This window comes from Pseudothauera rhizosphaerae, from assembly GCF_004801305.1.
Taxonomy (GTDB): Bacteria; Pseudomonadota; Gammaproteobacteria; order Burkholderiales; family Rhodocyclaceae; genus Pseudothauera; species Pseudothauera rhizosphaerae.
Genome location: NZ_SSOD01000005.1, coordinates 40,702 through 54,833 on the forward strand (window position 1 = coordinate 40,702; position 14,132 = coordinate 54,833).

Here is a 14,132-nt window from a genome sequence, read left to right on the forward strand (position 1 = left end):
AACGGGGAGGGAGGATGTCCGGCCGCGCGGCGGAGTGCCGCTGCGGCCGGAGCAATGGCCGCATCAGCGGCGGGCGACGTCTTCCTCGGCTTGCTTGACCAGGTCGGCACCGATGCGCCCGGCCCATTCCCTGTAGACGTCGGCCGTGGCCTTGCGGAAAGCCTCGCGCCCGGCATCGTCCAGGTGTACGACGGCCACGCCGTTGGCCTCGATCTCCTTGAGCACCGCGTCGTCGCCGGCGGAGATGCCGGCCCGGGCGCGGGCGATCTCCTCCTTCGCCGCCTGGTTCGCGGCCTCGGCCACGGCCTTGCGGTCGGCCTCGGTCCAGGACTCCCACACCTTGCGGTTCACCACGAAGATCAGCGGATCGGCCACGTAGCCCCACAGGGTCAGGTGCTTCTGGCCCACGGTGTGCAGCCTGGCGGCACTGAACACGCCCAGGGGGTTTTCCTGGCCGTCCACGGCGCCGGTGGCCATGGCCGGCTGGGCGTCGGCCCAGCTCATCTGGGTCGGGTTGGCGCCCAGGGCGTTGAAGGTGGCGAGGAAGAGCGGCGACCCCACCACGCGCATCTTCAGGCCCCTGAGGTCTTCCGGCGTGCGCACCGGGTGCTTGGAGTTGGAAACTTCCCGGAAGCCGTTCTCGCCCCAGGCCAGCGGCACCACGTCGCGCTCGGCGAGGATGTCGAACAGGCGCTTGCCCACGCGGCCCTGGGTCAGGGCGTCGATGGCCTTGTGGTCGGGCATCAGGAAGGGCAGGGCGAAGAGGTTGAGTTCCTTCACCTGGGGCGACCAGTTGATGGTGGAGCCCACCGCGATGTCGATGATGCCCTGGCGCAGGGCGGTGAATTCCTTGGTCTGGTCGCCCGACACCAGCGAGGTGCCCGGATAGACCTTGATCCGGATGCGGCCGTCGGTCTTCTCGGCGACGAGGTCCGCCCAGCGCTTGGCGCCCCAGCCCCAGGGGAAGGCCTCGCCGAGCACGGTGGAGAGCTTGTATTCGTCCTTGTACTGCTGGGCCGTCGCGGGCAGCGACAGGCCGAGCGCGGCCGCAGCGAACAGGCCGGCCAGGAGAGCGGGAAAGCGGCGTCTGGTCATGGAATGTCTCCATATTGTGGTTGTTTTCCGGGCCGGCCCGCGATGGCGCGGCGGCCGGAAGCGGGTGAAGCGAATCGGATTCTACAGCCAGGGCACGGCCAGGGCAGAGGAACGATTTTACGGCGTATAATGCAAGGCTTTGTTTTACCTGAAAAACAGGACTCCGCTGTGCTCGTCGCCGCCAACATCACCATGCAGTTCGGGGCCAAGCCCCTGTTCGAGAACGTCTCCGTCAAGTTCGGCGAGGGCAACCGCTACGGCCTGATCGGCGCCAACGGCGCCGGCAAGTCCACCTTCATGAAGATCCTGTGCGGCGTGCTCGAATCCACCGCCGGCAACGTCTCCAAGGACCCCCACGAGCGCATGGCCTACCTGCGCCAGGACCAGTTCGCCTACGAGGACAAGCGCGTGCTCGACGTGGTGATGATGGGCCACGAGGAACTGTGGGCCGCCATCCAGGAGCGGGACGCCATCTACGCCAACCCGGAGGCCACCGAGGACGACTACATGCGCGCCGCCGAGCTGGAAGGCAAGGTGGGCGAGTACGACGGCTACACGGCGGAAGCGCGCGCCGGCGAACTGCTGCTGGGCGTGGGCATCGCCACCGAACTGCACGACGGACCGATGAGGAACGTCGCCCCGGGCTGGAAGCTGCGCGTGCTGCTGTGCCAGGCCCTGTTCGCCAACCCGGACATCCTGCTGCTGGACGAGCCCACCAACAACCTGGACATCAACACCATCCGCTGGCTGGAGGACGTGCTCAACGGCCGCGACTGCACGATGGTGATCATCTCCCACGACCGCCACTTCCTGAACCAGGTCTGTACCCACATGGCGGACCTGGACTACGGCACCATCACCATCTATCCGGGCAACTACGACGACTACATGGAAGCGTCTACGCTGGCCCGCCAGCGCCAGTCCGCGGCCAACGCCCGGGCCAAGGAGAAGATTTCCGAACTGCAGGAATTCGTGCGCCGCTTCTCCGCCAACAAATCCAAGGCCAAGCAGGCCACCAGCCGCCTCAAGCTCATCGACAAGCTCAAGCCCGAGGACGTCAAGCCTTCCAGCCGCCAGTACCCGTGGATCCGCTTCGACTACGACGAAAAGGACAAGCTGCACCGCCTGGCCTGCGAGATCGACGGCATCTCCTTCGCCTACGAGGGCATGGACAAGCCGCTGATCAGGAACTTCAGCATGGCCATCGACGCGGGCGACAAGGTGGCCATCATCGGCGAGAACGGCGTCGGCAAGACCACGCTGATCAAACTGCTGGTGGGCGAACTGAAACCCCAGAAGGGCCACGTGAAGTGGGCCGAAAAGGCCAAGCCCGGCTACTACGCCCAGGACCATTCCGCCGAGTTCGCCGGCACCGAAAGCCTGACCGAATGGATCGCCGAGTACTCCCGCATCACCGCCGCGGCCACCGGCGAGGACAACGAGACCCTGCTGCGCGGCACCCTGGGCCGCCTGCTGTTCTCCGGCGACGAGGTGAAGAAGCCGGTGAACGTGATCTCCGGCGGCGAGCAGGGCCGCATGCTGTTCGGCAAGCTGATGCTCTCCCGCCCCAACGTGCTGCTGATGGACGAGCCCACCAACCACCTGGACATGGAATCCATCGAGTCCCTCAACAGCGGGCTGGAGAAATTCCCCGGCACGCTGGTGTTCGTCTCCCACGACCGGGAGTTCGTCTCCTCGCTGGCGACCCGCATCGTGGAGATCAAGCTGGACGGGACCATCGTGGACTACCGCGGCAGCTACGAGGAATACCTCTCCAGCCAGGGGCTGGAATAAACCGCCGGGCGGCATTCGATCCTTTCATGCATTTGCACTGCTCATGCGGCACTGCCGCATGAGCGTGCGCGGCGCATCGGCTACAATCGCCGGGCTGCGCCGCGCGTGCGGCCGGCACAGCAGTGCAACGGCACCCGACGGATGTTTCCGCCCATGATCGGCATATTCCTCATCACCCACGGCAGCCTGGGCGAAGCGCTCATCCAGTGCGCCTGCCACGTGCTCAACAAGCGCCCGCCGCACATCGTGCAGTTGGGCGTTTCCGCGCAGGACGACCCCCTCGACCTGCTGCCCCTGGCGCGCCAGATGCTGAGCTGGGCCGACGCCGGACAGGGCGTGCTGCTGCTCACCGACATCTACGGCGCCACGCCGTCGAACATCGCCACCAAGCTGCTCGCCCCCGGGCACGTGGAAGGCATTGCCGGTGTGAACCTGCCCATGCTGCTGCGCGTGCTGACCTACCGCGACAAAGACATGCCCACCCTCGTCCAGCGCGCCGTGAGCGGCGGCTGCGACGGCGTTCTGCACATGAAGTGAGCCGACCACGATGCCCAAAGCGGAAGCCCCGATCATCAACAAACTCGGTCTGCATGCGCGCGCCTCGGCCAAGCTCACCCAGCTCGCCAGCAGCTTCGGCGCGGACGTCTGGCTGGAACGCCAGGGACGCCGCGTCAACGCGAAGAGCATCATGGGCGTGATGATGCTGGCCGCCGCGCGCGGCAGCACGGTGACGGTGGAAACCGAAGGCGTGGACGCGGACACCGCCCTGCAGGCCATCCTCGACCTCATCGCCGACCGCTTCGGCGAGGAGGAGTAGGCCATGGCCTTCACCATTCACGGCCTGCCGGTGTCCCAGGGCATCGCCATCGGCCACGTGCACCTGGTCTCCCACGCGCTGCTGGAGGTCAATCACTACCACGTGGCGGAAAGGTACCTGGCCGAGGAGCTCTACCGCCTGGACGACGCGGTGGCCACCGTGCGCGGTGAGTTGGTGGGCCTCAAGGCGGCCACCAGCACCGGCCAGGCGCACAGCGAGGTGGGGGCCTTCGTGGACCTGCAGATCATGCTGCTCGCCGACCCGATGCTGGTGGACGCCGCGCGCGAACTGATCTCCGAGCGGCGCTGCAACGCCGAATGGGCGCTGGTGCAGCAGATGGAACACCTGGTGGAGCAGTTCCAGCAGATCGAGGACCCCTATCTGCGCGAGCGCCAGGCCGACGTGGTGCAGGTGATCGAACGCCTGGTCAAGGTGCTGCTCGGCCATCCCGGCCGCCTGCCGCCCAAGCGGCGCGACGGCCTGGGCACCATCGTGGTCGCCCACGACCTGTCGCCGGCCGACACCATCGGTTTCCGCGACCACAACATCGCCGGCTTCGTCACCGACGTGGGCGGGCCCACCAGCCACACCGCCATCGTCGCGCGCAGCCTGGCGATCCCCGCCGTGGTCGGCCTGCACCACATCCGCGACCTGGTGGAGGACGACGAACTGCTGATCGTGGACGGCACCCGCGGCGTGGTCATCGTCGGCCCGGACGAGCGCATCGTCGAGGAATACCGCCTGCGCCGCACCGAGCTGGAGCTGGAGCGCTCCAAGCTCAAGCGCCTGAAGGACATGCCCGCCACCACGCTGGACGGCGAGGACGTGAACCTGCTGGCCAACATCGAAGGCCCCAAGGACGTGGCCACCGCGCGCAACGTCAATGTGGACGGCGTGGGCCTGTATCGCACGGAATTCCTCTTCATCGGGCGCGACGCCCTGCCCGACGAGGACGAGCAGTACGAGGCCTACCGCAGCGTGCTCAAGGCCATGGGCAAGCGCCCGGTGACCATCCGCACCTTCGACGTGGGTGCCGACAAGGCGCTCAACGGCGCGTCACGCACCGAGCCCAACCCCGCTCTGGGCCTGCGTGCGGTGCGCTATTCCCTGGCCGAGCCCAAGATGTTCCTCACCCAGTTGCGCGCGCTGCTGCGCGCCTCGGTGCACGGCCGGCTGCGCATCATGATCCCCATGCTGGCCCACGCCCACGAGATCGACCAGTCCCTGGCCCTCCTCGACAAGGCCAAGGCGGAACTGCGCGCCGAGCGCATCAAGTTCGACGAGAGCGTGGAGATCGGCGGCATGATCGAGATCCCGGCCGCCGCGCTGGCGCTGGGCATGTTCATCCGGCGGCTGTCCTTCCTCGCCATCGGCACCAACGACCTCATCCAGTACACGCTGGCCATCGACCGCTCCAACGAGGCCGTCGCCCACCTCTACGACCCGCTGCATCCGGCCGTGCTCAAGCTCATCGGCGGCACCATCCAGGCCGGCGCCCGCTACGGCCTGCCGGTCTCGGTATGCGGCGAGATGGGCGGCGACCCGGACTACACCCTGCTGCTGCTGGGCATGGGCCTGCGCAACTTCTCCATGCATCCGGCCAACGTGCTGGAGATCAAGCAGCAGGTGCTGCGCGCCGACGTGGGCGAACTGGCGCCCAAGGTACAGCGCATCCTGAAGATGGACGAGCAGGCGCGCGTGCGCGAGGCGGTGGAGCGCCTGGCCGGCTGAGCTGTGGGAGCGGGCTTGCCCGCGATTGCGGTGTTCGTTGTCCCGCAGGCCGGCATCGCGGGCAAGCCCGCTCCCACATCCTGCCCAGGTTTGACATTCCCCCGCACACACGCTAATTTCCACCGCTTCAGCGCCGATTTGATCTACAGCTTGCGGGCGCTCAACAAATCCGGCTAAAGCGAGGGCAACCCAGTCCGCGTTTCCAGCCGGCTGGGTTTTTCGTTTTCCGCCTCGACACCATGATCCAACCCCAATCCGTCGGCATCGTCGCGCCCCAGCGGGCGCGCTTCACCGTGCCGCTGCCCTTGCGAAGTGGCGGCCGGCTGGACGACTACGAACTGGTCTACGAAACTTACGGCCGCCTCAACGCCGCACGGGACAATGCCGTGCTGGTGTGCCACGCCCTGTCCGGCTCGCACCACGTGGCCGGCACCCATGCCGAAGACCCCGCCGATATCGGCTGGTGGGACAACCTGGTGGGCCCGGGCAAGCCGCTGGACACGCGCAAGTTCTTCGTCATCGGCGTCAACAACCTGGGCGGCTGTTACGGCAGCAGCGGCCCCAATGCCATCAACCCCGCCACCGGCAAGCGCTGGGGCGCGGATTTCCCCTTCGTCACCGTGGAAGACTGGGTGGACGCCCAGGCGCGCCTGATGGACCTGCTGGGCATCGAGCGCCTGGCGGCGGTGATCGGCGGCAGCCTGGGCGGCATGCAGGCCTTGTCCTGGACCCTGCAGTACCCGGATCGCGTGCGCCACGCCGCGGTGATCGCCTCCGCGCCCAAGCTCACTGCGCAGAACATCGCCTTCAACGAGGTCGCCCGCCAGGCCATCCTGACCGACCCGGACTTCCACGGCGGGCATTACTACGAGCACGGCGTGGTGCCGGCGCGCGGGTTGAAGCTCGCCCGCATGGTGGGGCACATCACCTATCTGTCCGACGACGCCATGGCGGAGAAATTCGGCCGCAGCCTGCGCCACGGCAAGGCGGTGTACAGCTACGACGTGGAATTCGAAATCGAATCCTACCTGCGCTACCAGGGCGACAAGTTCGCCGGCTACTTCGACGCCAACACCTACCTGCTCACCACCAAGGCGCTGGACTACTACGACCCCGCCTTCGAACACGGCGGCAACCTGGCCGCCGCGCTGGCGCGCGCCACCGCCGAGTTCCTGGTGGTGTCCTTCACCACCGACTGGCGCTTCGCCCCGCCGCGCTCGCGGGAGATCGTCTACGCCCTGCTGCACAACCGGCGCCGGGTGAGCTACGCCGAGATCGACTGCGACGCCGGGCACGACTCCTTCCTGCTGGACGACCCCCGGTACCACGCCGTGCTCGGCGCCTGGTTCGACCGCATCGAGGTGCAGCCATGATCTACCGCTACGACTACGACGTCATCGCCCAGTGGATCGAACCGGGCGAGAAGGTGCTGGACCTGGGCTGCGGCGACGGCAGCCTGCTGCGCCACCTGATGGAGGTGCGCCAGGTGCAGGGCTACGGCGTCGAGAACGATACCGACAAGCTGCTCGCCTGCGTGAAGAACGGCGTGGACGTGATCCAGATCGACATGGAGAAGGGCCTGGCCGGTTTCGAGGACGGCTTCTTCGACCACGTCATCATGAGCCTGTCGCTGCAGGCCATGCACAACACCCAGGGCATCCTCGCGGAAATGCTGCGCGTGGGCCGCGAGGCCGTGGTGAGTTTCCCCAACTTCGGCTACTGGCGCCACCGCCAGAGCATCCTCAACGGCCGCATGCCGGTGTCGGAAAGCCTGCCGCACCAGTGGTTCAACACCCCCAACGTGCGCTTCTTCACCATCGCCGACTTCGATGCCCTGTGCGAAATGAACGGCATCGCCGTGCGCGAGCGCCTGGCCTTCGACGAGGGCAAGCTGATCCTGGAAGAACCCAACTTCCTCGCCAGCGTCGCGGTGTATCGCCTGGGCCGGCCCTGAGGGCCGGGCCAAGGAAAAGGAAACGGGGGCCGCGGCCCCCGTTCTTCTTCATCCGCCCCGGGCGGCTTCAGCCCACCACGAAGCCCGCCACATCCACGCGAATGGCCGGACGCTCCAGCGCCCGGCCCACCACGGCGGCGAACCGCTGCGCCCACTCGCCCGCTTCCTTGAAACGCTCCTCGCCGCCGTACTTGGCCACGTTGAGGATCATGTCCAGCACCAGAATCTTGCCCATGGGGTTGGACGGCGTGCATTCCAGCACCTCAAACTCCTTGGCCAGCCAGGCGCGCGCGTCGTCCTTGGTAATGGCGGCCGTCTCTTCGTCGTGCACGGTCAGTTCGTATTCCCGGTTCGCACCGAAGGACACGGTGATGTGCTGAGTCATGTCTATCTCCTCGCATTGGCTGTGGTCTTGTTGAAAACGCATTTTCTGCCCACCTGCGCCGGCGATCAAGCCCATACGCCGGCGTATCGCTGCAGCGCATGATCGGCGCCCCCGTCCCGCGGCACCGGAGGAGGCGGAATCCGCGATAATGGCGCCCTCGTCCGCCGCTCACCGTGCCCATGAACGCCACCGCCCTCGTCGACGCCGCCCGCCGGCTTTCCGCCACCCTCGGCGCGCTGCGCTTCGCCGCACCGGCCAGCCACGTCTACAACCCCCTCGACTACGCCTGGGAGGTCCACCGCAGCTACCTGGAACGCTACGGCGCGGGGCGCAAGCGCGTGGTCTTCCTGGGCATGAACCCCGGCCCCTTCGGCATGGCGCAGACCGGCGTGCCCTTCGGCGAGATCGCCGCGGTGCGCGACTGGCTGGCTTTGGCCGGCCCCATCGGCCAGCCCGCCGACACCAATCCCAAGCGCCCGGTGGAAGGCTTCGCCTGCACGCGTTCGGAAGTCAGCGGCCAGCGCCTGTGGGGGCTGTTCCGCGCCCGCTTCGGGACGCCGGAGCGCTTCTTCGCCGAGCACTTCGTCGCCAACTACTGCCCGCTCGCCTTCTTCGACCACGGCCGCAACCTGACGCCGGACAAGCTGCCCGCCGCCGAACAGCGCCCACTGCTGGAGGCCTGCGACGACCACCTGCGCACGATCGTCGAGGCCCTGCAGCCCGACTGGGTGATCGGCGTCGGCGCCTGGGCCGAGCAACGCGCCGCCGCGGCGCTGGCCGGCCTGCCCGTGCGCCTCGGCCGCATCCTGCATCCCAGCCCGGCCAGCCCGGCCGCCAACCGGGGCTGGGCCGAGGCGGCCAGCCGTCAGCTCAATGAACTGGGCATCTGGCCGGACTGAACGCGGAAGGCCGCGAGCTTTCCGGCCGGCGGCTCGTAATCCATAATTACGAACCTCAAGAACGGACGGCCCGACCCGCGGCCGCAAGATTCCCCATGCGCGACATCCAGCAACTGTTCGACGCCAACAAGGCGTGGTCCGAACGCATGCGGGGCGAAGACCCCGATTTTTTCACGCGGCTGGCCAACCAGCAGGCCCCGGAATACATGTGGATAGGCTGTTCCGACAGCCGCGTGCCGGCCAACCAGATCGTCGGCCTCGCGCCGGGCGAAGTCTTCGTCCATCGCAACGTGGCCAACGTGGTGGTGCATACCGACCTCAACGCGCTGTCGGTGATCCAGTACGCTGTGGACGTGCTGCGCGTGAAGCACATCCTGGTGGTCGGCCACTACGGCTGCGGTGGCGTCAAGGCGGCGCTGAACAACAACCGCCTGGGCCTCATCGACAACTGGCTGCGCCACGTGCAGGACGTGCGCGACCGCTTCCAGGCCACCCTGGCCGAGGTGGACGACCCCGGCGAGAAGGTGGACCGCCTGTGCGAGCTGAACGTGATGCAGCAGGTGGTCAACGTCAGCCAGACCTCGGTGCTGCGCGAAGCCTGGCAGCGCGGGCAGGACGTGACCGTACACGGCTGGTGCTACGCGCTCTCCGACGGCCTGGTGCGCGACCTGGCGGTCAGCACCCACTGCGTCGAGGAGGCCCAGGAGGTCTATCGCGACGCGGTGGACCGGCTCTCCCGGCGCTAGAACCACGATGCGCCTCGGCGTCGACCTCGGCGGCACCAAGATCGAGATCGTCGCCCTCGACGAGCAAGGCCACGAACGCCTGCGCCGCCGCATGCCCACGCCCCGGGGCGACTACGCGGCCACCATCGAAGCGGTCGCCGCGCTGGTGGAGGCCGCGGAGCGCGAACTGGGCGTGCGTGGCGGCCCGGTGGGCATCGGCACGCCGGGCTCGGTGTCGCCGGTCACCGGGCGCATGCGCAACGCCAACTCCACCTGCCTCAACGGCCGGGCGCTGTGGGAGGACCTGGAGGCCCGCCTCGGCCGTTCCGTGCGCATCGCCAACGACGCCGACTGCTTCGCCGTATCGGAAGCGGCGGACGGCGCGGGCGCGGGAGCCGCGGTGGTGTTCGGTGTCATTCTCGGCACCGGCGTGGGCGGCGGCATCGTCGTGCATGGCCGGCTGCTGACGGGTGCGAACGGCATCGCCGGCGAATGGGGCCACTCCCCGCTGCCCCTGCCGCAGCCCGAGGACCTGCCGCTGCCGGCCTGCTACTGCGGACGGCGGGGCTGCGTGGAAACCTATTTGTCCGGACCGGGACTGACCGCCGACCACGTCCGCCACGGCGGCGCGGCCCTCGACGCCGCGGCCATCGCCCAGGGCGCCTCGGCGGGCGACAGGGCCTGCGAGGCGACGCTGCAGCGCTACGAGGCGCGCCTGGCGCGGGCGCTCGCCGGCGTGATCAACCTGCTCGACCCGGACGTGATCGTGCTCGGCGGCGGCCTGTCGCGCCTGGATCGCCTGTACCGCAACGTGCCGCGGCTGTGGCTGGCACACGTGTTCTCCGACCGGGTGGATACCCGCCTCCTGCCCGCGCGCCACGGCGACTCCTCGGGCGTGCGCGGGGCGGCTTGGCTGTAGGGCAGCCGCAGCCGAACGAAAGAGAGTTGTCCTTCCATGTGGGAGCGGGCTTGCCCGCGATGCGGCGGTTCTCCCTGTCAATGACACCGCATCGCGGGCAAGCCCGCTCCCACGGGACTCCCCGGTGCTGCGGGGCACGCCGTCACACGTCCAGCGGGTCCACGTCCAGGTTCCAGCGCAGGTCGCGCGCCGTGCGCTGGGCGCGCAGCGCCGCCACCCACTCGCCGAGGAAGGCCTGCAGCAGATTGCGCTCGCCGGCTTCCACCAGCAGTTGCGCACGCTCGCGGCGCGCGAGGCGGGTGAGCCGCATGGGCACCGGGTCGTACACCTGCAGCCCCGCCGGCGCGCGCTCGACCGCCAGACGCGCGGCCTGGCGCAGGAAGGCCACCGCGTCGTCGAGGGCGGGCGCGTCGGCGCGCAGCATGGCCTGGTGGGTGTGGGGCGGGAAGCCCGCGCGGCGGCGCTCTTCCAGCGCCAGCGCGGCGAAGGCGTCGAAATCGTGGCGCGCCAGGCACTGGTACAGGGGATGCTCCGGGTATTCGGTCTGGATCAGCACCTGGCCGGGCAGTTGCGCCCGTCCGGCGCGGCCACCCACCTGCATGAGCTGCTGGAACAGGCGTTCGGGGGCGCGGAAATCCGCCGCGTGCAGGGAGGCGTCCGCGCCCACCACGCCGACCAGGGTGAGCTTGGGAAAGTCGTGGCCCTTGGCCATCATCTGCGTGCCCACCAGGATGTCGGCCTCGCCGGCGTCGATGGCCGCCAGCAGCGCCTCCCACTGCGGGCGGGTGCGCGCCGAATCCCGGTCCACGCGCAGCACACGGGCGTCCGGGAAGAGTTCGGCCAGGCGCGCCTCGATGCGCTGCGTGCCGCGCCCGAAGGGCTGGATGTCCTGGTTGCCGCAGGACGGGCAGGCGTGGGGGATGGGACCGTCGCAGCCGCAGTGGTGGCAGCGCAGCCGCCGGTCGGCCAGGTGCACCACCAGATTGGCCGAACAGTGGGGGCAGGTGCTGACCCAGCCGCAGGCGGGGCAGGACAGCACGGGCGCATAGCCGCGCCGGTTGAGGAAGACGAGGCTCTGCTCGCCGCGCGCGACGCGCTCGGCGATGGCCGCCTGCAGCGCGGGGCTGAGCCCCTCGTCCAGTTTGAGCCTGCGGGTATCCACGCAGCGCACCGCCGGCAGCGTGGTGGCCACGGCGCGGCGCGCCAGCACCAGATGGCGGTAGCGCCCGTTGCGGGCGTGTTGCCAGCTTTCCAGGGAGGGCGTGGCCGAGCCCAGCACCACCGGCACGCCGCGCTGGCGGGCGCGCCACACGGCCAGATCCCGCGCCGAATAGCGCACGCCTTCCTGCTGTTTGTAGGAGGCGTCGTGCTCCTCGTCCACCAGGATCAGCCCCAGGCGCGGCAGCGGCGCGAACACCGCCAGGCGGGTGCCGAGCACGATGTTGGCGTGGCCTTCGAGGGCGCGCACGAAGCCGCGCGAGCGTGCCCCTTCGGCCAGCGCGGAATGCAGGCTGACTACTTCGGCGGACGGAAAGCGCGCCGCGACGCGCGCTTCGAGCTGGGGGGTGAGGGCGATTTCCGGCACCAGCATCAGCACCTGGCGGCCGGCGGCCAGTTCGCGCTGGGCGAGGCGCAGGTAGACCTCGGTCTTGCCGCTGCCGGTGACGCCTTGCAGCAGCCAGGGGACGAAGCCGGCCGGCACGGCGGCGAAGGCGTCCAGTGCGGCGGCCTGTTCATTGGTCAGGGGCGGCAGCACGCCGCCGGGCCGGGACGCGTCGCCGCGCACCTCGACGAGCCAGCCGCGGCGCAGCAGATCGCCCACCGCGGCCCCGCCTTCGAGGGCGCGGATCGCGCTGCGGCGCAGCCCGCCGCCCTCGCCGGCAAGCTGGCGCAGCAGGCCCAGCGCCCGGCTCGGCCGTGCCCCGCCGGCAAGCGCAGCCCGTCCCTCGGCGCCGGGGGCGAGCAGCGGGTCGTGTTCCCGATCGGCCACCGCGTCGGCGCGCCTCAGCCCGGGCGGCAGGGCAAGGGCCACCACTTCGCCGAGCGGCGCGTGGTAGTAGCGCGCGGTGAAACCCACCAGTTCCAGCCAGTCCGCCGGCAGCGCGGAGACCTCGCGCTGGATGTGGCGCACCGGCTTCAGGCGCTCCGCATCCACGTCGGCGGCGGTTGGAAGGGCGACGATCAGCCCGCTCTTTTCACCCTTGCCGAAGGGCACCCGCACGCAGCGGCCGATATCTTCTTCGGATACGTCTTGTGACGTGTAATCAAAGAGTTGCGGCATGGGAACCGGAAGCGCGACGCGGACGATTCGCATGCGGAAAAACTCTTTCTGTTCGTTAACCGTTTGAAAACAGCGTGTTGTGGCGTTTTCTTGATGAGAAACGTGGAAACGGGAGCTAACAGCTTGCCGCCAAACCAGCTCCGGTGCTTGTCCACATATCTTGTGGATAACTTTGTGGAAAGCCTGGGTGAAACGCCTGCAAACCTGCGCAGGTCCGCCATTCCTGTTACTTTGCCCCAACAATAGGCAAACAGAAATATCTTACAAAACAAACACTTGTTGCATTCGCGACATGACGCACCAGCGCTGTGCGCACACGGCGCGCCGTAACGCGCCGGTGTGTATAAGTCAACCTGCTTTGGTGCATTGCTTATATTCAGGCACGGGGAAACCGGACCCTTGTCAAGGTTTTTCGCGTCTGCCGCACCATCATCCGGTCGCACCGGCGCGCAGCGCCCGGCTGTGGGCATGCACCGTATCGACCAGCACCGACACGCTCTCCGGCGGGGTGAACTGGGAGATGCCGTGGCCGAGGTTGAACACGTGCCCCGGATGGGGGCCGAAAGCATCCACCACGCGGCGCGCCTCGGCGGCCACCACCTCGGGCGGCGCGAACAGGATGGACGGGTCCAGGTTGCCCTGCAGCGCGACCTTGTCGCCCACCAGCGCGCGCGCGCGGCCGATGTCCAGGGTCCAGTCCAGGCCGACCGCGTCGGCGCCGATGGCGGCGATCTGCTCGATCCACACGCCGCCGCCCTTGGTGAACACGATGCTGGGCACGCGCTCGCCGTCGCGCTCGCGGATCAGGCCCTGCACCACACGCTGCAGGTAGGCCAGCGAGAACTCCCGGTAGGCCGCCTCGGACAGCACGCCGCCCCAGGAGTCGAACACCATGACCGCCTGGGCGCCGGATTCGATCTGCGCATTGAGGTAGGCCACCACCGCGTCGGCGGTCACGCTCAGGATGTGGTGCAGCAGGTCGGGCCGGCTGTAGGCCATGGTCTTGATGCGGCGGTAGTCGGTCTCCGAGCCCGAGCCACCCTCGACCATGTAGCAGGCCAGCGTCCACGGGCTGCCGGAGAAACCGATCAGCGGCACGCTGCCGTCCAGCGCGCGGCGGATTTCCACCACCGCGTCCATGACGTACTGCAGTTCGGCGTGGGGGTCGGGCACGGCCAGGTTGCGGATTTCCCATTCCTCGCGTAGCGGGCGCTCGAAGCGCGGGCCCTCGCCTTCGGCGAAGTACAGGCCCAGGCCCATGGCGTCCGGCACGGTGAGGATGTCGGAGAACAGGATGGCGGCGTCCAGGTCGTAGCGCGCCAGGGGCTGCAGCGTGACCTCGCAGGCCAGGGCCGGGCTCTTGCACAACTGCAGGAAGCTGCCCGCGCGCCGGCGCGTCTCGCAGTACTCGGGCAGGTAGCGGCCGGCCTGGCGCATCAGCCAGACGGGGGTGTACTCGGTGGGCTGGCGCAGCAGCGCACGCAGGAAGGTGTCGTTCTTGAGACGGCTCACGGTGGCGTTCCCTGGTTTCG

At 68.8% G+C, this 14,132-nt stretch carries 13 protein-coding genes; 9 read left to right on the plus strand and 4 right to left on the minus strand.

Features of this window, described 5'->3' with window-relative positions; translation table 11 throughout:
• Positions 1-63: 63 nt before the first annotated feature.
• Positions 64-1,095: a DctP family TRAP transporter solute-binding subunit gene (locus tag E6O51_RS07540; RefSeq protein ID WP_136384373.1), complete on the minus strand. Its 1,032-nt coding sequence runs from the start codon at positions 1,093-1,095 to the stop codon at positions 64-66.
• A gap of 168 nt (positions 1,096-1,263) precedes the next feature.
• Between E6O51_RS07540 and E6O51_RS07545 the strand changes: the two genes are divergently transcribed.
• The 6 genes from E6O51_RS07545 (at position 1,264) to metW (ending at position 7,391) form a co-directional block, all read left to right on the plus strand.
• Positions 1,264-2,889: an ABC-F family ATPase gene (locus tag E6O51_RS07545; RefSeq protein ID WP_136384374.1), complete on the plus strand. Its 1,626-nt coding sequence runs from the start codon at positions 1,264-1,266 to the stop codon at positions 2,887-2,889.
• A 153-nt stretch (positions 2,890-3,042) separates the two neighbouring features.
• Positions 3,043-3,426 (plus strand): PTS sugar transporter subunit IIA, encoded by a 384-nt coding sequence (locus E6O51_RS07550; RefSeq protein WP_136384375.1) that lies wholly within the window; start codon positions 3,043-3,045, stop codon positions 3,424-3,426.
• A 10-nt stretch (positions 3,427-3,436) separates the two neighbouring features.
• Positions 3,437-3,706, plus strand: a complete 270-nt coding sequence (locus tag E6O51_RS07555) for an HPr family phosphocarrier protein (RefSeq protein WP_136384376.1) — start codon at positions 3,437-3,439, stop codon at positions 3,704-3,706.
• 3 nt (positions 3,707-3,709) lie between these two features.
• Positions 3,710-5,437, plus strand: coding sequence for a phosphoenolpyruvate--protein phosphotransferase (gene ptsP, locus E6O51_RS07560; RefSeq protein WP_136384377.1), 1,728 nt, complete (start codon positions 3,710-3,712; stop codon positions 5,435-5,437).
• A 239-nt stretch (positions 5,438-5,676) separates the two neighbouring features.
• Complete coding sequence (metX, locus tag E6O51_RS07565; RefSeq protein WP_136384378.1) at positions 5,677-6,810, plus strand: homoserine O-succinyltransferase MetX; 1,134 nt, start codon at positions 5,677-5,679, stop codon at positions 6,808-6,810.
• Entirely contained in the window at positions 6,807-7,391 is a 585-nt protein-coding gene (metW, locus tag E6O51_RS07570) for a methionine biosynthesis protein MetW (RefSeq protein WP_136384379.1), read from the plus strand. The genes metX and metW overlap by 4 nt, the downstream gene beginning before the upstream one ends.
• 67 nt (positions 7,392-7,458) lie before the next feature.
• Here the strand turns inward: metW and E6O51_RS07575 are convergent, their stop codons facing one another.
• Positions 7,459-7,776: a hypothetical protein gene (locus tag E6O51_RS07575; protein WP_136384380.1), complete on the minus strand. Its 318-nt coding sequence runs from the start codon at positions 7,774-7,776 to the stop codon at positions 7,459-7,461.
• A gap of 179 nt (positions 7,777-7,955) precedes the next feature.
• On the opposite strand from E6O51_RS07575, the gene E6O51_RS07580 reads away from it, so the two are divergent.
• From E6O51_RS07580 to E6O51_RS07590, 3 genes are all read left to right on the plus strand, one after another.
• Positions 7,956-8,675: a uracil-DNA glycosylase family protein gene (locus E6O51_RS07580; RefSeq protein ID WP_136384381.1), complete on the plus strand. Its 720-nt coding sequence runs from the start codon at positions 7,956-7,958 to the stop codon at positions 8,673-8,675.
• A 95-nt stretch (positions 8,676-8,770) separates the two neighbouring features.
• Positions 8,771-9,421: a carbonate dehydratase gene (gene can / locus E6O51_RS07585; RefSeq protein ID WP_136384382.1), complete on the plus strand. Its 651-nt coding sequence runs from the start codon at positions 8,771-8,773 to the stop codon at positions 9,419-9,421.
• Between the two features lie 7 nt (positions 9,422-9,428).
• Positions 9,429-10,319, plus strand: coding sequence for an ROK family protein (locus tag E6O51_RS07590; RefSeq protein ID WP_136384383.1), 891 nt, complete (start codon positions 9,429-9,431; stop codon positions 10,317-10,319).
• A gap of 142 nt (positions 10,320-10,461) precedes the next feature.
• Here the strand turns inward: E6O51_RS07590 and E6O51_RS07595 are convergent, their stop codons facing one another.
• Both E6O51_RS07595 and hemE read right to left on the minus strand, forming a co-directional pair.
• A complete protein-coding gene (locus E6O51_RS07595; RefSeq protein WP_136384384.1) occupies positions 10,462-12,633 on the minus strand; it encodes a primosomal protein N' in 2,172 nt (723 codons plus the stop codon).
• A gap of 396 nt (positions 12,634-13,029) precedes the next feature.
• Entirely contained in the window at positions 13,030-14,112 is a 1,083-nt protein-coding gene (gene hemE / locus E6O51_RS07600) for a uroporphyrinogen decarboxylase (RefSeq protein ID WP_136384385.1), read from the minus strand.
• Between the last annotated feature and the right edge of the window lie 20 nt (positions 14,113-14,132).

What these genes read in the sequence shown, in the direction of transcription:
- E6O51_RS07580 (WP_136384381.1), top strand. Translation starts at nt 7,956, where the DNA reads ATGAACGCCACCGCCCTCGTCGACGCCGCCCGCCGGCTTTCCGCCACC.
- E6O51_RS07555 (WP_136384376.1), top strand. Translation starts at nt 3,437, where the DNA reads ATGCCCAAAGCGGAAGCCCCGATCATCAACAAACTCGGTCTGCATGCG.
- E6O51_RS07575 (WP_136384380.1), bottom strand. Translation starts at nt 7,776, where the DNA reads ATGACTCAGCACATCACCGTGTCCTTCGGTGCGAACCGGGAATACGAA.
- can (WP_136384382.1), top strand. Translation starts at nt 8,771, where the DNA reads ATGCGCGACATCCAGCAACTGTTCGACGCCAACAAGGCGTGGTCCGAA.
- E6O51_RS07550 (WP_136384375.1), top strand. Translation starts at nt 3,043, where the DNA reads ATGATCGGCATATTCCTCATCACCCACGGCAGCCTGGGCGAAGCGCTC.
- ptsP (WP_136384377.1), top strand. Translation starts at nt 3,710, where the DNA reads ATGGCCTTCACCATTCACGGCCTGCCGGTGTCCCAGGGCATCGCCATC.
- E6O51_RS07595 (WP_136384384.1), bottom strand. Translation starts at nt 12,633, where the DNA reads ATGCGAATCGTCCGCGTCGCGCTTCCGGTTCCCATGCCGCAACTCTTT.
- metX (WP_136384378.1), top strand. Translation starts at nt 5,677, where the DNA reads ATGATCCAACCCCAATCCGTCGGCATCGTCGCGCCCCAGCGGGCGCGC.
- E6O51_RS07540 (WP_136384373.1), bottom strand. Translation starts at nt 1,095, where the DNA reads ATGACCAGACGCCGCTTTCCCGCTCTCCTGGCCGGCCTGTTCGCTGCG.
- metW (WP_136384379.1), top strand. Translation starts at nt 6,807, where the DNA reads ATGATCTACCGCTACGACTACGACGTCATCGCCCAGTGGATCGAACCG.
- E6O51_RS07590 (WP_136384383.1), top strand. Translation starts at nt 9,429, where the DNA reads ATGCGCCTCGGCGTCGACCTCGGCGGCACCAAGATCGAGATCGTCGCC.